Origin of the sequence: Streptomyces sp. NPDC052721, from assembly GCF_040678315.1 — a bacterium.
GTDB lineage: Bacteria > Actinomycetota > Actinomycetes > Streptomycetales > Streptomycetaceae > Streptomyces.
Window position 1 is genome coordinate 80,053 of record NZ_JBFATL010000014.1, and the last position, 20,066, is coordinate 100,118.

24 protein-coding genes are annotated in these 20,066 nt (G+C 71.3%); 10 read left to right on the forward strand and 14 right to left on the reverse strand.

What is annotated here, in order from left to right; genetic code table 11:
• Positions 1-119: 119 nt before the first annotated feature.
• Both AB0L21_RS16220 and AB0L21_RS16225 read left to right on the forward strand, forming a co-directional pair.
• Positions 120-581, forward strand: coding sequence for a hypothetical protein (locus AB0L21_RS16220; RefSeq protein WP_365709850.1), 462 nt, complete (start codon positions 120-122; stop codon positions 579-581).
• A 101-nt stretch (positions 582-682) separates the two neighbouring features.
• Positions 683-1,414, forward strand: coding sequence for a nucleotidyltransferase family protein (locus AB0L21_RS16225; RefSeq protein ID WP_365709848.1), 732 nt, complete (start codon positions 683-685; stop codon positions 1,412-1,414).
• Positions 1,415-1,494: 80 nt separating this feature from the next.
• Here the strand turns inward: AB0L21_RS16225 and AB0L21_RS16230 are convergent, their stop codons facing one another.
• From AB0L21_RS16230 to AB0L21_RS16260, 7 genes are all read right to left on the reverse strand, one after another.
• Complete coding sequence (locus AB0L21_RS16230) at positions 1,495-3,081, reverse strand: DoxX family protein (RefSeq protein ID WP_365784655.1); 1,587 nt, start codon at positions 3,079-3,081, stop codon at positions 1,495-1,497.
• Positions 3,082-3,309: 228 nt separating this feature from the next.
• On the reverse strand, positions 3,310-4,251 hold the full coding sequence (gene rlmB / locus AB0L21_RS16235; protein ID WP_365784566.1) for a 23S rRNA (guanosine(2251)-2'-O)-methyltransferase RlmB: 942 nt from the start codon (positions 4,249-4,251) through the stop codon (positions 3,310-3,312).
• 89 nt (positions 4,252-4,340) lie between these two features.
• The gene (cysS, locus tag AB0L21_RS16240; protein WP_365709844.1) at positions 4,341-5,744 is read right to left on the reverse strand and encodes a cysteine--tRNA ligase; all 1,404 of its coding nucleotides are present in this window, start codon (positions 5,742-5,744) and stop codon (positions 4,341-4,343) included.
• Between the two features lie 83 nt (positions 5,745-5,827).
• Complete coding sequence (locus AB0L21_RS16245; RefSeq protein WP_365709842.1) at positions 5,828-6,232, reverse strand: PPOX class F420-dependent oxidoreductase; 405 nt, start codon at positions 6,230-6,232, stop codon at positions 5,828-5,830.
• 56 nt (positions 6,233-6,288) lie between these two features.
• Entirely contained in the window at positions 6,289-6,786 is a 498-nt protein-coding gene (gene ispF / locus AB0L21_RS16250) for a 2-C-methyl-D-erythritol 2,4-cyclodiphosphate synthase (RefSeq protein WP_030989328.1), read from the reverse strand.
• Positions 6,776-7,528, reverse strand: coding sequence for a 2-C-methyl-D-erythritol 4-phosphate cytidylyltransferase (gene ispD, locus AB0L21_RS16255; RefSeq protein WP_365709840.1), 753 nt, complete (start codon positions 7,526-7,528; stop codon positions 6,776-6,778). Before ispD ends, ispF begins: the two co-directional genes overlap by 11 nt.
• Positions 7,529-7,869: 341 nt before the next feature.
• Positions 7,870-8,352: a CarD family transcriptional regulator gene (locus tag AB0L21_RS16260; RefSeq protein WP_003953493.1), complete on the reverse strand. Its 483-nt coding sequence runs from the start codon at positions 8,350-8,352 to the stop codon at positions 7,870-7,872.
• 626 nt (positions 8,353-8,978) lie between these two features.
• Between AB0L21_RS16260 and AB0L21_RS16265 the strand changes: the two genes are divergently transcribed.
• Positions 8,979-9,662, forward strand: coding sequence for a DUF461 domain-containing protein (locus AB0L21_RS16265; protein ID WP_365784568.1), 684 nt, complete (start codon positions 8,979-8,981; stop codon positions 9,660-9,662).
• Between the two features lie 89 nt (positions 9,663-9,751).
• On the opposite strand, the gene AB0L21_RS16270 is transcribed toward AB0L21_RS16265, so the two are convergent.
• Together AB0L21_RS16270 and AB0L21_RS16275 are read right to left on the reverse strand one after the other, a co-directional pair.
• On the reverse strand, positions 9,752-10,432 hold the full coding sequence (locus AB0L21_RS16270) for a response regulator transcription factor (RefSeq protein WP_365709836.1): 681 nt from the start codon (positions 10,430-10,432) through the stop codon (positions 9,752-9,754).
• Positions 10,429-11,730 carry an ATP-binding protein gene (locus AB0L21_RS16275; protein WP_365784570.1) on the reverse strand — a complete coding sequence of 434 codons (1,302 nt, stop codon included), beginning with the start codon at positions 11,728-11,730 and terminating at the stop codon, positions 10,429-10,431. The genes AB0L21_RS16270 and AB0L21_RS16275 overlap by 4 nt, the downstream gene beginning before the upstream one ends.
• 179 nt (positions 11,731-11,909) lie before the next feature.
• Between AB0L21_RS16275 and phoU the strand changes: the two genes are divergently transcribed.
• The 3 genes from phoU (at position 11,910) to AB0L21_RS16290 (ending at position 13,252) form a co-directional block, all read left to right on the forward strand.
• Positions 11,910-12,599, forward strand: a complete 690-nt coding sequence (phoU, locus tag AB0L21_RS16280; RefSeq protein WP_365709831.1) for a phosphate signaling complex protein PhoU — start codon at positions 11,910-11,912, stop codon at positions 12,597-12,599.
• A 115-nt stretch (positions 12,600-12,714) separates the two neighbouring features.
• Positions 12,715-12,870, forward strand: a complete 156-nt coding sequence (locus AB0L21_RS16285; protein ID WP_165951611.1) for a hypothetical protein — start codon at positions 12,715-12,717, stop codon at positions 12,868-12,870.
• A 133-nt stretch (positions 12,871-13,003) separates the two neighbouring features.
• Entirely contained in the window at positions 13,004-13,252 is a 249-nt protein-coding gene (locus tag AB0L21_RS16290) for an SCO4226 family nickel-binding protein (RefSeq protein WP_365709829.1), read from the forward strand.
• 20 nt (positions 13,253-13,272) lie between these two features.
• Here AB0L21_RS16290 and AB0L21_RS16295 read toward each other — a convergent pair whose 3' ends face one another.
• The gene (locus tag AB0L21_RS16295; RefSeq protein ID WP_365784572.1) at positions 13,273-14,145 is read right to left on the reverse strand and encodes a GAF and ANTAR domain-containing protein; all 873 of its coding nucleotides are present in this window, start codon (positions 14,143-14,145) and stop codon (positions 13,273-13,275) included.
• Between the two features lie 167 nt (positions 14,146-14,312).
• On the opposite strand from AB0L21_RS16295, the gene AB0L21_RS16300 reads away from it, so the two are divergent.
• Positions 14,313-14,696: a hypothetical protein gene (locus AB0L21_RS16300; protein ID WP_365784574.1), complete on the forward strand. Its 384-nt coding sequence runs from the start codon at positions 14,313-14,315 to the stop codon at positions 14,694-14,696.
• An 89-nt stretch (positions 14,697-14,785) separates the two neighbouring features.
• Here AB0L21_RS16300 and AB0L21_RS16305 read toward each other — a convergent pair whose 3' ends face one another.
• Positions 14,786-16,039, reverse strand: coding sequence for an MFS transporter (locus tag AB0L21_RS16305; protein ID WP_365708631.1), 1,254 nt, complete (start codon positions 16,037-16,039; stop codon positions 14,786-14,788).
• Positions 16,040-16,112: 73 nt separating this feature from the next.
• Positions 16,113-16,538 carry a hypothetical protein gene (locus tag AB0L21_RS16310; RefSeq protein ID WP_365784576.1) on the reverse strand — a complete coding sequence of 142 codons (426 nt, stop codon included), beginning with the start codon at positions 16,536-16,538 and terminating at the stop codon, positions 16,113-16,115.
• Between AB0L21_RS16310 and AB0L21_RS16315 the strand changes: the two genes are divergently transcribed.
• Positions 16,537-17,298, forward strand: coding sequence for a phosphoglyceromutase (locus tag AB0L21_RS16315; RefSeq protein ID WP_365708633.1), 762 nt, complete (start codon positions 16,537-16,539; stop codon positions 17,296-17,298). The genes AB0L21_RS16310 and AB0L21_RS16315 overlap by 2 nt on opposite strands.
• Before the next feature lie 251 nt (positions 17,299-17,549).
• Here the strand turns inward: AB0L21_RS16315 and AB0L21_RS16320 are convergent, their stop codons facing one another.
• Positions 17,550-17,756 (reverse strand): hypothetical protein, encoded by a 207-nt coding sequence (locus AB0L21_RS16320; protein ID WP_365784578.1) that lies wholly within the window; start codon positions 17,754-17,756, stop codon positions 17,550-17,552.
• 315 nt (positions 17,757-18,071) lie between these two features.
• On the opposite strand from AB0L21_RS16320, the gene AB0L21_RS16325 reads away from it, so the two are divergent.
• Complete coding sequence (locus AB0L21_RS16325; RefSeq protein ID WP_365784657.1) at positions 18,072-18,242, forward strand: GYD domain-containing protein; 171 nt, start codon at positions 18,072-18,074, stop codon at positions 18,240-18,242.
• Positions 18,243-18,876: 634 nt separating this feature from the next.
• Positions 18,877-19,554 (forward strand): hypothetical protein, encoded by a 678-nt coding sequence (locus AB0L21_RS16330; RefSeq protein WP_365784580.1) that lies wholly within the window; start codon positions 18,877-18,879, stop codon positions 19,552-19,554.
• Between the two features lie 109 nt (positions 19,555-19,663).
• Here the strand turns inward: AB0L21_RS16330 and AB0L21_RS16335 are convergent, their stop codons facing one another.
• Positions 19,664-20,014: a hypothetical protein gene (locus AB0L21_RS16335; RefSeq protein ID WP_365708637.1), complete on the reverse strand. Its 351-nt coding sequence runs from the start codon at positions 20,012-20,014 to the stop codon at positions 19,664-19,666.
• Between the last annotated feature and the right edge of the window lie 52 nt (positions 20,015-20,066).

A 20,066-nucleotide genomic window follows, 5' to 3' on the forward strand; every position in this document is an offset into this window, starting at 1 on the left:
GGCGTTGATCTTGGCGGGGGGCGCTTCGTCAACCCGTTACCCGGAAATCAACGCCTTCTCATCCCCCATAAGAGTGACTCAATGTCTCCAAATCATCACTGGGCGCTACCCTCACACGCGTGAAGCACTCCACCACCCCACAGACGCGACGCGGCCACGGGGGCGGCCCTGCCCGCCGGATCGGCCGCACTCTCGCCCTCGTCCTGCCCGTCTTCCTGGTGCTCTCCGGGACCCTCGCGGTCACCCGGGTCAACTGGACGGGGAGCCCCTCCAGCTCGGTTCTGGCCGCCTCCGACGTCTCGTCGGCGGAGATCTCCGCCAGGAAGGTCACCCGCGCCCCGCAGGACGTGCTCCGCGACCAGCTGATGACCGAGCTGCAGCACACGAACCCGGGGGTGGTCCTCACCCACCTCCAGCAGGCCGTCAACGGCCGCCCCTCGCTGGCCCGGCACTGCTCCTCCATCGCCCGCGCCCTCGGCAGGGCCGCGGTGCACATCTACGGCGCCTCGCGCGCGCAGTCGTACGCCCGCCCGGTGTGCGACACGGCCTTCGCCTCCGGCGTCCTGGCCGCGCACAGCTGAACCCCGCCGGCAGCGGGTTCCCGGTGCGAACCGGGTAACGGCTCCTCAAGGAGCGCGTTGCCCCCGGCGCACCGAGGTGGGGCGCCACGTACAGTGCGGTCATGACCCATCCGAACGCCGCGTCGCGCCCCACTCAAGCCGTGGTCCTGGCCGGTGGCCAGGGCTCCCGGCTGCGTCCGTACACCGACGACCGGCCCAAGCCGATGGTCGAGATCCCCGGTACGGGCACTCCGATCATCGGCCACCAGCTGACCTGGCTGGCCGAGGAAGGTGTGACGGACGTCGTGGTCTCCTGCGGCCACCTCGCCGACGTCCTGCAGAAGTGGCTGGACTCGGCCGACCTTCCCGTCTCCGTCACCACCGTCGTGGAGACCGAGCCCCTCGGCCGCGGCGGCGGCCTGCGGTACGCGGCGGCCCGTCTGCCCCATCCCGACCGGCCCTGGTACGCCACGAACGGGGACATCTGGACGCGGTTCTCCCTGCGGGACATGGCCGACTTCCACACCGAGCGGGACGCCGTCGCCACGCTGGCGCTCGCCCGGCCACGGATTCCGTGGGGGGCCGTGAAGACCGACGGGTTCGGGCACATCACCGACTTCATCGAGGCACCGCCGTCGACGTTCGAGATCAACGCGGGTGTCTACGTGTTCTCGCCGGAGTTCGCCTCCCTGCTGCCCGAGCGGGGCGACCACGAGCGGACCACGTTCCCCCGGCTGGCCCGGGAGAAGAAGCTGGCCGGGTTCCCCCTTCCACAGGGGGCGTACTGGCGGGCCATCGACACGGCGAAGGATCTGACGGAGGCGGCCAAGGAACTGGCGGCGCTCGGTCGCTGAGAGTTCCGCGGGTCCACTGGTCCCAGCCGAAAAGGGCCCCGTACCTTTCCCGGTACGGGGCCCTCTCCTGTCCTGCTCCGTCAGCCCAGCAGGCCGCCCACCAGGCCCGGCTGGCCCGTGGACGAGCTGCCGCCGCCCGAGGACGTGCCGCCGCCTGTCGTCGAACCACCGGTGCTCGTGCCGCCGCCCGTGCTCGTCGGACCCGCCGTCGTGCTGGGGGCGCCGCCCGTCGGGGACGTCTGGCGGGGCGGGGCCTGCCCCGTGGTGCCCTGGGTGTGGGTCGGGGTCGTGGTGGTGCCACCGGAGGTGGCGCGGCCCGTGCCCGGGCTCGTCGCCGTCCCGGAGGGGCTCGCGCCGGCCGTGGCGCCGCCCGTCGGGGAGCTGGAGGCCCCCGGGGTCTTCTCGTCCCGGGTGCCGGGTTCCCGCGGGAGCGCGGAGCCGGGGAGCTGGTTGCGGGGCGCCTCGCCGGGGCCGGGGACGACCACGCGGCTGGAGTCGCGGACCGCACCGCCCAGCAGGGAGCCGATGAGCAGGGTCAGACCGACCGTGACGGCCGTGATCAGCGCGCCGCGGCGCAGGACGTAGCTGCGCAGCTCCCAGATGTCGGCGCGGGGGCCGAGACGGCGCCAGGCGCCGCCCGCGAGACGGCCGTCCACGGAGTACACGGGGGCGCCGGCGATGATCAGCGGGGACCAGGCGGCGAGGTAGATGATGTCCGGGGCGTCGTAGACCGGGACGGTCTTCCAGCTGACGGTGACGATCAGGGCGGCGGAGAGCATCGCGCCGACGACCGCGGCGACGCGCTGCCAGCAGCCCAGGATCGTCAGGACGCCGACGACGACCTGGAGGAACGCGATGACCAGGCCGGAGCCGACCGGGTGGTGCAGGGCGAACTGGCGCAGCGGCTCGGCGACGTCCCAGGGGTGCAGCGTGTTGAGCCAGGTGACCATGGAGCCGCGCTTGCCGCCGTCGAAGTAGACGGGGTCGCACAGCTTGCCCATGCCGGCGTAGATGGAGATGAAGCCGAGGAAGACGCGCAGCGGGAGGAGGACGACGCCGAGGTTGAACCGGCGGCCGGGGTAGTAGGCGTGCCGGGCGGGATCGTCGCCCTGGCGCTTGGCGGGGCGCGGGGTGTCGGCGTCGGGCGCGGGGTCGGTGTCGGCCGGGTAGGTGTCGTACGGCTCGTGGTCATCCGGGTAGGCCGGGTCGTCGTAGGCGCCGGTGACCGTGCGCGTGTGCGGCAGCAGACGGGTGCCGTCGGCGTCGGAGGCGGTGCGCTGGTGGCCGACGACGGGGGTCTCGACGGTCCGGTCGCGTTCGTCGTAGGTGTCGGCGTAGCCCGTGTGCACGCGCGGGATGACCTGGGTGGCGCCGGCCTCGGACTCGTCGGCGTGGCGGACGCTGCTGCCCCGCACGGCCTGGAGGAGCCGGTGGGCGCCGGTGTCGTCGGGGGCGGACTTGCCGCTCCACACGACGGGGCGGCGGCGGCCGGTGGCGCCGGCCCGGCCCGCCGTGCCCACGACGGGCATCCGGTCGGTGTCCTGGGTGGCGCTCAGATGCCGGGTGATCCGCGGGGATTGGACGCGCTGGGCCGCCGCGCCCAGCTGCACGCGGAAGCTGGCGTGATTGACGATGACCTGCGCCGGATCGCTCGGCACCTTCACCATGCTCAGCGCGGGAGCGTCGTCGAATCCCGACGAGCGGTCCCCCGTGGGTGTGCGGGGTGTTCTGGTGTCCACACGGATCTAACCGAGTGACGTGGCGTTAGGACACTGCTTTGACCGCCCGGATGTGTCCGGACCCCGTCAAAGCGGCCCCGAAGGCCATATGGACGCCCGAATTACCCCGCAGGGGTGAACTTCCGGACGGGCGTTCAGACCCGTCCGGACGGTTGTTCAGCTCCGCCTGCGTGCGGCCTCGTACAGCACGATCCCGGCGGCCACACCCGCGTTGAGCGACTCGGCGCCGCCCGGCATCGGGATGCGGACGCGGAAGTCGCAGGTTTCGCCGACCAGCCGGGACAGGCCCTTGCCCTCGCTGCCGACGACGATGGCGACCGGGCCCTCCAGGGCCTCCAGGTCGCCGAGTTCGACCTCGCCGTCCGCCGCCAGGCCGACCACCGTGAGCCCGGCCTTCTTGTAGGACTCCAGGGTCCGGGTGAGGTTGGTGGCGCGGGCGACCGGCGTACGGGCGGCCGTACCGGCGGAGGTCTTCCAGGCACCGGCGGTCATACCGGCCGAGCGGCGCTCGGGCACGACCACGCCGTGGCCGCCGAAGGCGGAGACGGAACGGACGACGGCGCCGAGGTTGCGCGGGTCGGTGACCCCGTCCAGGGCGACGACCAGCGGGTCCTCACCCTCGCCGGCGGCGGCGTCGAGCAGGTCCTCCGGGTGCGCGTACTCGTACGGCGGGACCTGGAGGACCAGGCCCTGGTGGTTGAGGCCGTTCGTCATGCGGTCCAGCTCGGGACGCGGGGCCTCCATGAGGTTGATGCCACCGCGCTCGGCGGCGAGCTGGAGGGCCTCGCGGACGCGCTCGTCGTTGTCGATGAACTGCTGGACGTAGAGGGTGGAGGCCGGGACGCCCTCGCGGAGCGCCTCGACGACCGGGTTGCGGCCGACGACCAGCTCGGAGGCGGACTTGCCGCCGCGGCCCCGGGCCACGGGGCGGCGCACGGCCTGCTTCGCCTTGGCGTTGGCGATGCGGTTCTTCTTGTGGCCCTTGCGCATCTCGGCCGGCGGGGTCGGCCCCCGGCCCTCCAGCCCCTTGCGCCGCTGGCCGCCACTGCCGACCTGCGCGCCCTTCTTGCCGGACATGCGACGGTTGTTCGCGGCCATGACCTACCTGTCTTCGTGAGCTTTCGTACGTACGTCTTATGCAGTGTGCCGCCCGGACGGCCGGGCGGCACAATCGATCAAGCGGGGCGCTAGCGCGGACCGAGGTTCCAGCGCGGGCCCTGCGGGCCGTCCTCGATGACCAGCCCGGCCTGGCCCAGCTGGTCGCGGATGGCGTCGGCCGTGGCCCAGTCCTTGCGGGCGCGGGCGGACTCGCGCTGGTCGAGGACGAGGCGTACGAGGCTGTCGACCACGCCGTTCAGGTCCTCGCCCCGGTCGCCGCCCTCACCGGCCCAGTGCGGGTCGAGCGGGTCGAGGCCGAGGACGCCGAGCATCGCCCGCACCTCGGCGAGCCGGGCGACGGCGGCCTCCTTGTCGTCGGCGGCCAGCGCGCTGTTGCCCTGCCGGACGGTGGTGTGCACGACGGCGAGGGCCTGCGGGACGCCCAGGTCGTCGTCCATCGCCTCGGCGAAGGCGGGCGGGACCTCGGCGGCCGGCTCGACCGTCTTCCCGGCCAGCTCGGTGACCCGCTGCACGAAGCCCTCGATCCGCGCGAACGCGGACTCGGCCTCGCGCAGGGACTCCTCGCTGTACTCGATCATCGAGCGGTAGTGCGGAGTGCCCAGGTAGTAGCGCAGCACGATGGGCCGCCACTGCTTGACCATCTCGCCGACCAGGACGCTGTTGCCGAGCGACTTGGACATCTTGTCGCCGGCCATGGTCACCCAGGCGTTGTGCACCCAGTACTGGGCGAAGTCGTCGCCGTAGGCCTTGGCCTGGGCGATCTCGTTCTCGTGGTGCGGGAAGATCAGGTCGAGGCCGCCGCCGTGGATGTCGAAGGCGCTGCCGAGGTACTTGTGCGCCATGGCGGAGCACTCCAGGTGCCAGCCGGGGCGCCCCGGCCCCCAGGGGGTCGGCCAGGTCGGCTCGCCCGGCTTCGCCGCCTTCCACATGGCGAAGTCGCGCGCGTCCCGCTTCCCGGTCTCTCCCTCGCCGGACGGCTGGAGCAGGTTGTCCAGCTCCTGCCGGGACAGCTGCAGGTAGTGCGGGAAGGACCGTACGTCGAAGTAGACGTTGCCGTCGGCCTCGTAGGCGTGCCCGCGCTCGATGAGGCCCCGCATCATCTCGACCATCTCGGGGATGTGGCCGGTGGCGCGGGGCTCGTAGGTCGGCGGGAGGCAGCCGAGGGCGGCGTAGCCCTCGTTGAACGCGCGCTCGTTCTCGTACCCGATCGACCACCAGGGCCGGTCCTGCTCGTGGCTCTTGACGATGATCTTGTCGTCGATGTCGGTGACGTTGCGGATGAACGTCACCTCGTAGCCGCGGTACGCGAACCAGCGGCGCATGATGTCGAAGTTGAGGCCCGAGCGGATGTGGCCGATGTGCGGTGCCGCCTGCACGGTGGCGCCGCAGAGGTAGATCGAGACACAGCCCGGCTTGAGCGGGGTGAAGTCACGGATCTGCCGGGCGCTGGTGTCGTACAGGCGAATAGTCACCACTCCAGAGTAGTGGGCCCCGGGCAGTGCCATGCGCCTTACCGCCGGCAAGCCGCCTCACCCCCCGGCCACGCCCCACCGCCTCACAACCGCCCGACGACCTTCCGCGGCCGGATCCGCACGACCACCCGCTCGGCGTCCTGGGCCGACGCGGGGTTGAAGTCCGCATAGTCCTTGCCGGTGTACTTGCGGCTGAGGTCGTCGATGAGTTCCTCGCCGCCCTCGGTCGTGGTCTCGGCGGTGCCGCGGATCTCGGCGTACTCGTACGGCTCGTCGGGGTTCACGACGACGACCGTCACCCGGGGCTCGCGCTCCAGGTTTTGGTACTTGCGGCGGTCGACCGTCGTGGAGATCAGGAGGTCGTCGCCGTCGCGCTTCACCCAGACCGGGGACATCTGCGGGCTGCCGTCGGGCTGGACGGTACCGACGACGACGAACACCTTGCCGTCGAGTACGGACTTCAGGCGGTCGGACAGTACGGCGGACATGGGCACCCTCCGGAGTACGCGATCACTCGTGGTCGTGTGGGTACCCTGCCACGCCGTCAGCTCACGCGCACCACGAGTGCCGTGGCCACCGCCATCAGCCCCTCCTCGCGGCCCGGGAAGCCGAGCCCGTCGGTCGTGGCGCCGGAGACGGACACGGGCGCGCCGGCCGCCTCGGAGAGGATCTTCTGGGCCTCGTCCCGCCGCTTGCCGATCTTCGGGCGGGGGCCGATCACCTGGACGGCGACGTTGCCGATGGTGAAGCCCGCCGCGCGCACGATCCGGGCGGCCTCGGTGAGCAGGGTGACCCCGGACGCGCCGGACCACTCGGGGCGGCCGGTGCCGAAGTGCTGCCCCAGGTCACCGAGCCCGGCGGCGGAGAAGAGGGCGTTGCAGGCCGCGTGGGCGACGACGTCGGCGTCGGAGTGGCCGGCCAGGCCGGGCCCCTCCCCCTCCCACTTCAGGCCGGCGCACCACAGCTCGCGGCCCTCCTCGAAGGCGTGGATGTCGGTGCCGATGCCGACCTGGGGAAGCACGAAGCCCGCCTCAGAAGCCATCGGTCAGCCTCCTGCGGGCCAGGACCGCCTCGGCGAGGATCAGATCGAGGGGGCGGGTGACCTTGAAGGCCTCCTCGTGGCCGGGGACGGCCACGACCGGCAGCCCCAGCTGCTCCACCATGCTCGCGTCGTCGGTGACGTTGTCGGTGACGCTCTCGTGCGCGCGGACCAGGGTCGCCCGGTCGAAGCCCTGCGGGGTCTGCACGGCGCGCAGCCGGGCCCGGTCGGGGGTGGCGACGACCGGCTCGGGGTCGCCGGCCACGGCCGCGGGCGCGACCTCCTTGACCGTGTCGGACAGCGGCAGCACGGGCACCACGGCGGGGGCGCCGTCGCGTACGGCCTCGATGACCGCGTCGACCGTGTCGACCGGGACGAGCGGCCGGGCCGCGTCGTGGACGAGGACGGTCCCGTAGTGCGGCGGCAGGGCGTCCAGGCCGATCCGGACCGACTCCTGGCGGGACTGGCCGCCGGGGACGACCTGGAAGTCCGTCCTCTCCGGCAGCGCGTGCGCGTCGAGCAAGGACTTGACCTCGGCGGCGCCGTCCGGTGGGGCCACGACGATCACCAGCGAGACATGGCGGGACGCGGCGAGGGCGCGGACCGCGTGGATGAGCATGGGCGTGCCGTTCAGCGCGCGGAGCGCCTTGGGGGCGCCCGGACCGAGCCGCACGCCCCGGCCGGCGGCCGGAATCACGGCGGCGACGGGGGTCTGCGCGGGCGTGGGGCGCGATTCGTCAGACATCGGTTCCTGTCAGGTTTGTGTGCTCGACCTAGGTGGGTATGGCCTGGAGGAGTGCCGGGCGCGACGCCTTGACCGGACCCTTTCCGTGACCCTGGTCGAGCCATCCGCTCGGGCCGGTACATCGAGTACCGGCACATCGGGTACCGGGGGATCGAGTATCGACCGGGGATCGATTATCGGGGGATCGCGGGTCGGGGGGTTGACCCACAGGCTTCCCGAGGAGCACCCGCTGCGGGGACGCAACATGCCGCAGCGCCCGGCGACAGGTTCAGTGTCATCGGGCACCGCGGCATTTCAGTGTGCTGAGCGTGCCGGAAGCGAAGGTTCGCTGCCGTCGCGCGTCAGGAGGCGAGCACCTCGTCGAGCAGGGCCTCGGCCTTGTCCTCGTTCGTGTTCTCCGCGAGAGCCAGCTCGCTCACCAGGATCTGGCGGGCCTTGGCGAGCATGCGCTTCTCACCGGCGGACAGTCCGCGCTCGCGCTCGCGACGCCACAGGTCACGCACGACTTCCGCGACCTTGATGACATCGCCGGAGGCGAGCTTCTCCAGGTTTGCCTTGTAGCGACGGGACCAGTTCGTGGGCTCCTCGGCGTACGGCGCGCGCAGCACCTCGAAGACCCGGTCCAGCCCGTCCTGACCGACCACATCACGTACGCCGACGAACTCCGCATTGTCCGCTGGCACACGTACCGTCAGGTCACCCTGGGCGACCTTCAGCACCAAGTAGGTCTTGTCCACGCCTTTGATCTGGCGAGTTTCGATGGCCTCGATCAGCGCGGCCCCGTGATGGGGATAGACCACGGTGTCGCCAACCTTGAACGTCATGTGACAGGTACCCCTTCCGTGGCTATCCAGGGTAACACGGATACGGCGTCTTCTGAATGGCGTTTTCGCAGGTCAGGGCATATCTCGGGGCTTGACAACAGCAACCGGAACGTGCTGCGAGGAGTCTCCGGAAGCGGGTATTCGCAGGTCGGAGGGGCTCTCCGGGCGGGGTGAAACACGTACGTCACACGCCTCGGGAGGCCGTTCCAAGTGGCGGAACATCCCGATTCGTCCGGTCTCAGGCGTGCGACTTCCGCTACTCCGTTCGGTGGCCATGGCCGGATGTGAGACGAATCCGGAATTGATCAACGGCTGCCGGAGGGGTGGGCCGTGATCAATATCGGGGAGGGCCGCGCATTCCTTCACGGAAATTTTGCGAGCGTCGTTGTGAGGGGCCGAGAGGGGGTCACCGTCGCGTTATGTGAATGACAGACCAGCGGATCCGCAATGTGACCGTGGAGTCACTTGTGCCGCGCGGGGTACCCCCACCTGGAGGGAAGCCCGGGGCCAGGAGGAGGGTCGGGTGCGATGGCCTGGGAACGGCTCGGTAACCTAAGGCCGCTGACAGACACTTAGGGCGGCTTTATAAGGGGAGCCGCCCGCGCGTTCAAGGAGTTGCCGCCGCCGTGAGCAGCAGCCTTCGACGCGGCGCCCTCGCCGCCTCCGCCATCGCCTTCTCGATCGCCTCGCTCGCCGCCTGCGGCGCCGGAAACAACGCCCAGACACTGGAGGTCAAGCCGGACAACGCGGCGACCACCGTGGGCGACATCAAGATCCAGAACGCCGTGGTCATCACCCAGCCCGACCTCCAGTCGACGGGCCCCGCGGTGATCTCCGGGACCGTGTTCAACTCCGGGCGCACCGACCAGACCCTCCAGTCGATCACCCTGGACGGCAGCGGCACGTCCGCCGAGCTGAAGCCCGCCAAGGGCCAGAGCCTGACCGTTCCGGCGCACGGCTCGCTGATCCTCGGCGGCAAGGACAACGCGTCCGCGACGCTGCCCAGCGGCCGTGAGGCCGTCCAGGACGGCAACGCCCAGAAGATCACCTTCACCTTCAGCAAGACCGGCAAGGTGAGCCTGCGCGCCTTCGTCGTCCCGGCCACCAGCTACTTCGACAAGTGGGGCCCGAGCCAGGTCCCGTCGGCCCCGGCCGCCGCCGGCGGCGCCCCGGCCACCCCGTCCGGCAGCGCGAGCGCGTCCGGCAACGGCAAGCCGGAGGGCGGCCACAAGACGAGCCCGTCGGCCACCGCGTCCGGTGCGGCCGTCACCCCGCACGACTCGGCGTCGGCGTCGGCCGCCGGCCACTGACCAGCCGTACGCCGAAGGGCGGTACCCCGCGCGGGTGCCGCCCTTCGGCATGCCTGCCGGCGTTTGCCTACGCTGCGGGCGCCTGCGGTTTACGGCTCGAACTTGTAGCCCAGACCCCGCACCGTCACCAGGTACCGCGGCGCGCCCGGGTCCGGTTCGATCTTGGCGCGCAGGCGCTTGACGTGGACGTCGAGGGTCTTGGTGTCGCCCACGTAGTCGGCGCCCCAGACGCGGTCGATGAGCTGCATGCGGGTGAGCACGCGGCCGGCGTTGCGCAGCAGCATCTCCAGGAGGTCGAACTCCTTGAGCGGAAGGTCGACCTTGGTGCCGCCGACGGTGACCACGTGCCGGTCGACGTCCATACGGACCGGGCCCGCCTCCAGCGCGGCCGGGGTGACCTCCTCGGGCTCACCGCGCCGGCGCAGCACCGCGCGGATGCGGGCGACCAGCTCGCGGGAGGAGAACGGCTTGGTGACGTAGTCGTCGGCTCCTATTTCGAGCCCGACGACCTTGTCGATCTCGCTGTCCTTGGCGGTCACCATGATCACGGGGACGTTGGAACGGCCGCGCAGCTGGCGGCAGACCTCGGTGCCGGGCAGGCCCGGCAGCATCAGGTCGAGGAGGACCAGGTCGGCGCCGTTGCGCTCGAACTCGTCCAGGCCGTCGGGGCCGGTCGCCGCGACGGCGACCTCGAAGCCCTCCTTGCGGAGCATGTACGACAGGGCGTCCGAGAAGGACTCCTCGTCCTCGACGACGAGCACACGGGTCACGGAAGGACCTCCGGGGCGGGAAGTGATGCGTACGGGGATGAGTCGGTGGGCCCGGCCTCGTCGTCGAGGCCGGCGTGCTGCTGTGCGCGGTCGCGGGCCGCGCCCGCCTCCGGCAGCCTGAGAGTGAAGGTGGAGCCCTGGCCTTCGGCGCTCCACACCGTGACCTCCCCGCCGTGCGAGGCGACCACGTGCTTGACGATGGCGAGACCCAGACCGGTGCCGCCGGTGGCCCGGGAGCGGGCCGGGTCGACGCGGTAGAACCGCTCGAAGATGCGCTCCTTGTCCCTGTCCGAGATGCCGATGCCCTGGTCGGTCACCGCCAGCTCGATCATGTCGCCGCCGGGCGCGTCGACCCGGCGTGCGACGATGCCGACGCGGGTGCGGGCCGGGGAGTAGTTGACCGCGTTCTCGACCAGGTTGCCGAGGGCGGCGGCCAGCTGGCCGCGGTTGCCCCACACGTGCAGGTCCGCCGCACCGCCCGCCCGTCGTCCGCCACCACCCTGATCGGGCCCTTCGGGCACCCATACGTTCGAGGCCATTGTGATCTGCTTCGCGCCCGCCTGGTGGCGGCAGCGGTCGATCGCCTCGGCCACCAGCTCGTCCACCCGGACGGGCTCGGCGTCCTCCAGCGGGTCGTCGTTCTGCACCCGGGAGAGGTCGATCAGCTCCTGCACCAGATTGGTCAGGCGGGTCGCCTCGATCTGCATCCGGCCGGCGAAGCGCTGCACGGCCTCGGGGTCGTCGGAGGCGTCCATCACGGCCTCGGAGAGCAGGGACAGCGCGCCGACGGGCGTCTTCAGCTCATGGCTGACGTTCGCCACGAAGTCGCGGCGCACCGCCTCGATCCGGCGGGCCTCGGTCAGGTCCTCGACCAGCAGCAGGACCAGGCGGGAGCCGAGCGGGGCCACGCGGGCGGAGACGGCGAGCGCCTCGCCGCGTCCGGTGCCGCGCCGGGGCAGGTCCAGTTCGACCTGTCGTATCTCCCCGTCCCGTCTGGTGTCCCGGGCCATCTGGAGCATGGGCTCGACGGCGAGCTTGCCGCCGCGGACCAGCCCGAGGGCGTAGGCGGCGGAGCTGGCCTTGACCACGGCGTCGGCCTCGTCGAGGACGACGGCGGAGGAGCGGAGCACGGACAGTACGGTGTCCACGCCGGGCGGGAGTACGGGATCAGTGTGCAAGGAAGTCCTGGTGGGTCGCTTCTGGTCGCGTTCGCTCCAGCGGAACGCCAGCATGGCGATGACACCGGTGAGCACCCCGGCGATCGCTGCCGCTGCGGCGACCGCCGCGTTCACGTCCATGCCTCCAGGTTAGGCACGGGGTAGGACATGGCCACAGCGTCGAGGTGCGACCTCGAACACTCGTCGCCCAGAGTTCACCTTGCAGCCAGTACCGGTTCATTCGGGGTGGCGGAAACGGACGGGTGCGGGGCGGAACGTGGGAGCGTGGGGACCAAGCACACCGATGAGAGGGAACCCTGATGCGGGACGCGTACCACGAGGAACTGGACTCGATCGGCGACGGACTGGTGGAGATGGCCCGGCTGGTCGGATCGGCGATCGGGCGCGCCACGACCGCCATCCTCGACGCCGACCTCAAGCTGGCCGAGAGCGTGATCGAGGCCGACAAGAAGGTCGACGAACTCCAGCACGACCTGGAGGCCCGGGCGATAGCCCTGCTGGCCCGGCAGCAGCCGGTGGCGACGGACCTGCGGATCGTCGTCACGTCACTGCGCATGTCCGCCGACCTGGAGCGCTCCGGCGACCTCGCCCAGCACGTGGCGAAGCTCGCGCGGCTGCGCTTCCCGGACCGGGCCGTTCCGCACGACCTGCACGCCACCATCCTGGAGATGGGCCAGCTCGCGCAGCGCCTGATGGCCAAGGCGGCCGAAGTGCTCGTGACCAAGGACGTCGACCTCGCCCTCCAGCTGGAGCAGGACGACGACGAGATGGACCTGCTGCACCGCACCCTCTTCCAGCACCTGATCGACGACCGCTGGAAGCACGGCATCGAGACGGCCGTGGACGTCACCCTGCTGGGCCGCTACTACGAGCGGTACGCCGACCACGCCGTGGCCGTCGCCAAGCGCGTGGTGTACCTGGTGACCGGCGAGCACGCGGACGAGCTGCAGCCGGACATCCAGCCGGTGACGGGCACCGAGGGGGCGTAACCCCTCCGGGCCGGGGCGGGCCGGGTCCGCGAACGCCTCCGTGCGCCGTTGATGCGCCCGGCGGAACGGGCATGAAATGGGCGAGGGCACCCTGCCCCAGGTCTAGGAGGGACCCATGGCCGAATCCCCCAGCACCACGCCCGACCCGACGCAGGAGCGCGAGTCCGGGCAGCCCGCCGAGATCAGGACCCTTCCGCTGTTCGGCGCGTGCGGCTGCGGCTCCGGCTGCGGCTGCGGGTGCCAGTCGGGCAACCCCTGCCAGTGCGGCTGAACGGCACCCCCGGGCCGGTGTGAGCACGGTTCACACCGGCCCCCGCCGTACCGGATGCCCCTCCCTTCCCCCGGGCGCAGCATGGAAGGAGCGGGTGGGAAGGACGACCGGCGCGAAGAGGAGGTGTCGGGCCATGGCCAAGTTCATCGACGTACACCGTGGCATGGAGGGCATCACGGCCGACCAGCTGAGGGAGGCGCACCGGGCCGACCTCGCCATCGAGGCGGACGAGTCCGTGCACTTCGAGCACGCCTGGGCGGACCCGGAGTCCGGCATCGTCTACTGCCTCTCCGAAGCGCCCTCGGCGGAAGCCGTCCAGCGCATCCACGAGCGCGCGGGCCACCGGGCGGACGAGGTGCATCCGGTACCGCTGGAGGTGTGAGGGCGGCGCCCGCTTCCGCGTCAGCGGACGTCACGCCCGTCTTCTCCGAGGGGGCCCGGGGAGTCACCGCCGTACGGACGAGCCGGGTCACCGCCGTCCGTCTCCGGCCGGAAGCTCAGCCGGCGGGTCAGGACCTCCCGGGCCACCTGGCTGACCGTGCGGCCGTCGGCGTACGCGCGGGCCCGCAGCCGGTCCAGGGCCTGCTCGGAATCCACGTCCAGCTGCACCATCACCATGCCGACCGCCTGGTAGACCTCGGTGTGGCCGGCCTCCGAGGCCGCCACCCAGGACGCCACCTCACCCTCGGTGTCCTCATCGGTGCCCCCGCCCGCGCCGCCGTGGCGGCCCGCCTGGAGGTTCATCAGCGCCAGGGTGACCGCGTCCCGCACCCACAGCGCGACCCGCAGATCCGGCTCGGCCAGCCCGCCCGCCTGCTCGCTGTACAGGTCGAGGGTGCCGATGGCGGCGCCGCTGACGCCGAGCGGCAGCGAGAACACCGCGCGGACGCCGAGACCCACCGCCTCGTGCGCGAAGATCGGCCAGCGGCGGACGTCGGGACCCTGCGTGAGGTCGGCGGCGAGGACGGGGGCGCCCTGGTCGAGGGCGGTCTGGCAGGGGCCGTCGCCCACCGTGTACTGCAGCTCCGCCAGCCGGGCGGCGACCCGGTCGCTGGCGCACCAGGTCATGCGGACGCCCTTGCCACCGGAGATCGACACCGAGGAACCGGTGACCGGCAGCAGCCGCGCGCACGCCGCGCACAGCGCCCCGGGCACCGCCTTCGGCTCGTCGGCACCGCGCGCGGCGGCGGCCAGCGTCTCACTGACCCGCTGCCGTACCTCGGCGTCGGGCGGCCCGCCGCCACCCGCGGGCGGCCCTGACTTCTCGGGCGGCATGCTCATCACCCCCGCCGGGGCACGGTCTCCGCCGGCATGATCCACCGGCATCCGCCTGCCGAGTTCCCAGGAAGGGGAAAGTAACTGCGCGTTTCCGCCGACGTGAGCCCCGCACGTCGGCACACCCCCCTCCGGCGCCCGCAGAGGGGTCCTGCGAGAGTGGGTCCGTGCTGCTGGAACCTGAGAAGACCCTGTTCGTCCGTGGGGCCACGCCCGTGCTGCTGCTGGCCGAGGCGCCTGTCCACGAAGCACTGCCGGTGCTGGCCGCGCCCGACGGGGCGGTGCCGGTGTGCGAGGGGTGGAGCATCGCCCCCCGGCTCACCCTGTGCGTCGTGGACGGACCCGGCGATCTGGGCCTCGTCGTACCCGCCCTCGCCGCCCCCGTGACCGGCGGAGAGGGAGCGCCCGGCGACATGGGCGACTGGTGCACGGACGCCGAGCGGGCGGGCGGAGCGGTCGTACTGTCCCTGGACCGGCTGCCCGAGACCCTCGACTGGTCCGCCCTGCTCTCCTCGGGCACGGCCCGCGGCGGCTTCCTGCCGGCCCTGTGAGGGCGGTACGAGCAGCGGCTGACTAGGCCCTGTCGTCAAACTCCCGTCTGCCGCGCTCCGGGCGGACGACGGGAGTTTGACGACAGGACCTAGGCCGTACGGACCTCGGCCCCGGCGTCCGCCCGCGCCCTGGCCGGGGCCGGCTGCTCCGCGGGCAGACGGCGCATCAGGACGCCGTAGCCGAGTCCGGCCGCCGTACCCACCACCGCGCACATCCCCCACAGCCACCCGGCGCCGAGGTGGTCGATCACCATGCCCGACATCAGGGGCGCGATCAGGGCGGCGACGGACCAGGAGAGGGTGTACACGCCCTGGTAGCGCCCTCGGCCGTGGACCGGGGAGAGGCGCACGACGAGGCCGGTCTGGGTCGGGGCGTTGACGATCTCGGCCAGGGTCCACACGCACACGGTGACCATGAAGACGCCGACCGAGCCGGCGAACGCGGTGAGCCCGAAGCCGTATCCCGCGAGGAGCGAGGAGGCGACCAGGAGCGTGCGCGGGTCGCGGTGCTCGATGAACCGGGTGACGGGGATCTGGAGGGCGACGATCAGGATGCCGTTGACGGCGATGGCGAGGCCGTAGTCGGCCGGGGAGAACCCGGCCCGCCCCATGGCCACCGGCAGTCCGACGGAGCCCTGCTGGAAGACCAGGGCGACGAGGAAGGACAGCCCGACGACGGCCATGTACCGCCTGTCCCGCAGCACCGTGCCCAGGCTGACGCTGTCCTCCGCCTGCTTGGCCGTGGCCGCCGGCCGCGACTCCGGCACCTTGGCGAAGACGACCACCGCACAGGCCAGGGTCATCCCGGCCTCGATCAGGAACCCGGCGAGATAGCTGAACTCGGCGATGAAACCGGCGGCCATGGAGGAGACGGCGAAGCCCAGGTTGATCGCCCAGTAGTTGAGGGAGAAGGCCCGCACCCGGTCCTCGGGACGGACGATGTCGGCCATCATCGCCTGCACGGCCGGCCGGGAGGCGTTGGAGGCCATGCCGACGAGGAACGCGACGGCGGCGATGGTGACCGGGTCGGTCATGAAGCCGAGCAGGGCGACCGAGGCGGCGGTGGCGGTCTGCGCGATGAGCAGCGTCGGCCGCCGGCCGAGCCGGTCGGCCATCACACCGCCCCCCAGCGAGGAGACGACCCCGCCGAGCCCGTGCAGGGAGGCGACGAGACCGGCGTACGAGGCGGAGTAGCCGCGGTCGAGCGTGAGGTAGAGGGCCATGAACGTGGCCACGAAGGCACCCAGCCGGTTGACGAGGGTGCTGGTCCACAGCCACCAGAACTCTCTGGGGAGCCCGGAGACGGATTCGTGGACGGCACGTCTCACACGGGCTGGTGACATCGAGGATCCCCCACGTCTGTAAGCGGCTCAAGCGGTGAGCACAAATTACGAGCGGGGCTCCCGGAAACGCCACTCAATTAGCGGGCCGCGTCAATCGAGCCACGACCGGGCGGCGCCGGCGCGACCGGCGCGGTGCGGCGGGAGGGGTGGCCGGAGGCGCGGAGGAAGCGGCTGGATACGACGCGGCCCGTGCCGCCCTCTCGAAACGGCTCGGGAACGGATACTTCCGCCCCAGGAAGGCGCGGATGGCCGTCTGCGCCGCCGCCCGGTCCGCCGGGTCGGTGTCCACGTCGTTGAGGCAGAAGAAGTCCACGCCCTCGCCGGCCGCGAGCCGCGCCACAATCAACCCGGACTCAGCGACCCGTGGCCCCGCCGTGGCCCCGCCGTGGCCCCGCCGTGGCCCCGCCGTGGCCCCGCCGTGGCCCCGCCGGCCGGCCGGCGTGCTGCGGCCCCCGCGCCCGACACGGCCCCCATCACCCTTAGGTAGGCTCAAGGCCATGGCCGACGCACCGTACAAGCTGATCCTCCTCCGCCACGGCGAGAGCGAGTGGAACGCGAAGAACCTGTTCACCGGCTGGGTGGACGTCAACCTGAACGAGAAGGGCGAGAAGGAGGCAGTCCGCGGTGGCGAGCTTCTGAAGGACGCCGATCTCCTCCCCGACGTGGTCCACACGTCCCTCCAGAAGCGCGCGATCCGCACGGCCCAGCTGGCGCTGGAGGCCGCGGACCGCCACTGGATCCCCGTCCACCGGTCCTGGCGCCTGAACGAGCGCCACTACGGCGCCCTCCAGGGCAAGGACAAGGCGGCGACGCTGGCCGAGTTCGGCGAGGAGCAGTTCATGCTCTGGCGCCGCTCGTACGACACCCCGCCCCCGCCGCTGTCGGACGACTCCGAGTTCTCCCAGGCCCACGACGCGCGCTACGCGACGATCCCGCCGGAGCTGCGCCCGCGCACGGAGTGCCTGAAGGACGTCGTCATCCGGATGCTCCCGTACTGGTACGACGCGATCGTCCCCGACCTGCTGACCGGCCGCACGGTCCTGATCGCCGCCCACGGCAACAGCCTGCGCGCCCTGGTCAAGCACCTGGACGGCATCTCCGACGCGGACATCGCGGGCCTGAACATCCCGACCGGCATCCCCCTCTACTACGAGCTGGACACCGACTTCAAGCCGGTCACCCCCGGCGGCAAGTACCTGGACCCGGAGGCGGCGGCGGCTGCGATCGAGGCGGTCAAGAACCAGGGCAAGAAGAAGTAAGCCCGCACGAACAAGCCCCCTGCCTGCGGTTTCTCCGTGAGTAGGGGGCTTGTTGCTGTGCTGGGGCCGTCTCTGGGCCCCGGCTTCTTGCCTCAGTAACGGCGTTCGGGAGCTCCCGCCCGCGGCGTGCTTCCGGGCCGACTCGGACCTGGCGTGCCCGTCGGGTCGGCACAGTCCCTGCGGCTCTCCCGGCTGGCTGCGCTCGCGCGGGAGCGCCCCGCGGCGCGTGGCTGCGGGGCGCCTTGTGGGGTTCAGTCGATCTTCTCCCCGTCGTGCGAACCGCCCTTGCAGAGGTTGTCCGTCAGATCGGGCGTTCCGCCGCCCTGCTTGCACTCAGAAGGGGTGACGTAGGTCGGGGCACCCTGTGCGGCGGCGGTGGCGGTGGCGGCGCCTGTGAGGCCGAGTCCGGCGAGAGCTGCCGTGGCGATGCCGGCGGCGAGGATTCGTCGAATGCGCATGTGGTTCGCCTTTCACGGATTGCCTCGGTTGGGGCACTACTCAGCTTGATCTTCACCCATGTGGGTGGCACGCCATGTTGCGCCATTCGGGTGACGTAGCTGTCGGGTGCGGGGCGGAAGACGGGCCCGCCAGAGCCAGGGAAAGAAGAAGTACCCTCGCCTTTCCAGTCCTCCTACCTGCGACTTTCTCGCGGGCAGGGGTCTGCTGCTCTACTCGGCTACTCAGCAGAGAAGGAAAGACATTCAGCTTCCGAGTGGATCAAGCCGTTCGCTGAGTGGCGTCAGACGTGACAGCGGGTAGGCCATCGCGCTGTCATCTACTTCGACTTCGGGGAGGACGACCTCGTGTGCATCATCGACCTCCCCCCAGTGTCGATGGCCGCCGTCAGCCTCACCGTCGAGGCCAGCGGCGCCCTCCACACCCGGGCCACTCCCCTCCTCCCACTCGAAGAGATCGAAACGGCCTGGCGGGAGGTCGTGCGCTGAGGGTGCGGGGAGACATGCTTCCTCGCCCTACAGGGCACTCGGTCAGTAAGCGTGGAGGTACTGAGATGAGTGCCGGAGAGGGGAGAGAAGGCCAAGGCAAAGGCCGAACAGGTTGTGGGAAAGGCCGTGCGAACGCTGGCTCACGCGGTGCACAAGGATGATCTAGCGGTGAAGGGTGCCGCCCTCGAAGCGCGGGGCAGGATGCGGGGCGCGAAAGAGGGAGCCAAGAGTTCCTTCAAGCACTGAGGATGTCACCACCTCCGTGGGTGGTCTGGCGGCGGCCGGGCCGTGCGTAAGCAGTCCGAGGCCGCTCTGACAAGCGAAACCCAGCCGCTCGGGCCCCTTGCCTGCGGGTTTCTCGCGGGCAGGGGGCTTGATGCCGTGGCGAGGCTGTCGTGAGGCCGTCCCCTCGGCCGGACCGCCACGTGACCACGTACGCGCCTGTGGGAAGACCCTCTCCGGCCGATCACCGGTGGAACGCGTACCCGCCCACCGACTGCCCTCCGCCCGTGCTATGCCTGCTTCAGCTCATGAAAAACGGCTGGGGGCGGCGATGGTAGAGCGGGCGTGGGCCGCGGCAGGCAAGAAGGGCAGTCCCGACCGGAAGTCAGCGAGCCGGGCGCGGCTCGCGGGCATGGCGCTGATCGTGCTGTCTCTGACGGGAGCAGTGCTGAGCTACCTGACGTTTACGGTGTGGGTGCCGGGCCGACAGGAGCGCTACGAGCAGTACCGGGCGGCTGAGCCGTGCCCCGCGCAGGCGGCCCCGCAGGAGGTGGCTGCGAAGGACTGCCTCGTTACCTGGCACTTCACCGTCACGAAGGCCGAGTCCACGTTCACAGGAAAGGTCACGGTCTACGAGGCGACCCTCAGGGACAAGGGCGACGACTTACGGCACAGGACCGTGCGGTTCAGCGACTCCGGGCCGCTCTTCGACAAGCTGCATCGGGGCGACGAGGTCACCGCCACCGGCTGGCGCCGCGACATCGTCGTCCTCAGCAAGGACGGTGTCCGCCAGAACACCTCCGACGCACCCCGCGACGAGCACCAGGGGAACGCCGCCCTGGGCGTCCTCCTCGCACTTCTCGCGGCCCAGTCGCTGGTATTCGGCGCGGTCCGCCTGGCCAGGCCGACCGCCTACGCGCCCCTCGTCTGGGAGCCGTACGGCAGGTGGCTGGCCTTCACCGACATCTGCGTCGGCGTGGGCGTGGGGGCCGCCTCGGTGTGGCTCCACATCCCGTGGTGGACCGTGCTCGTGACCGTGCCGGTCCTGGTGTGCACGGTAATGGCGCGACTTCTGCGCCGGAGTGTCTGACTGCGTGACAACGCCGATGTACAAGTGGCGGGCGGACTGTTGGGGACAGTTCCAACGGCCCCAAGGGTGCGCTCGCGTCCATCATCCGCTCATTCAGAGCGACGTCCGGCTAAGCCGCACCAAAACCTCTCCGAAGCAGAAGCTTCAGGTCTTCGCCCAGCTCGGCGCTCGGATCACGGATCAGCCTTCGCCGCAGGTCCAGGAGCAGCTCGGCCTCGGTAGTGCGGCCGTTCCGCCTGTGCGCCCTGGCCAGTTGCAGCAGCGCCGAGCGCACGGTGGGCGCATTGACCAGGAGCCCCTCCCCCAGATCGATCGACGGAACACCCGTGTATGCAACAGACGTTCCTGACCGCGACACATGGCCTCGGCCGCGGCCCATGTCCCGGACCGCGGGCGCGACCGGCGGTTCCGCCAGGGCCTTGATCCCCACCCACTTGTTGCCGAAGCTGTGCGCAGTCATCTCGCCCCTTGATCGCCACCTGTACCCAGCACAGTGTCAGCGATCAAGCTGT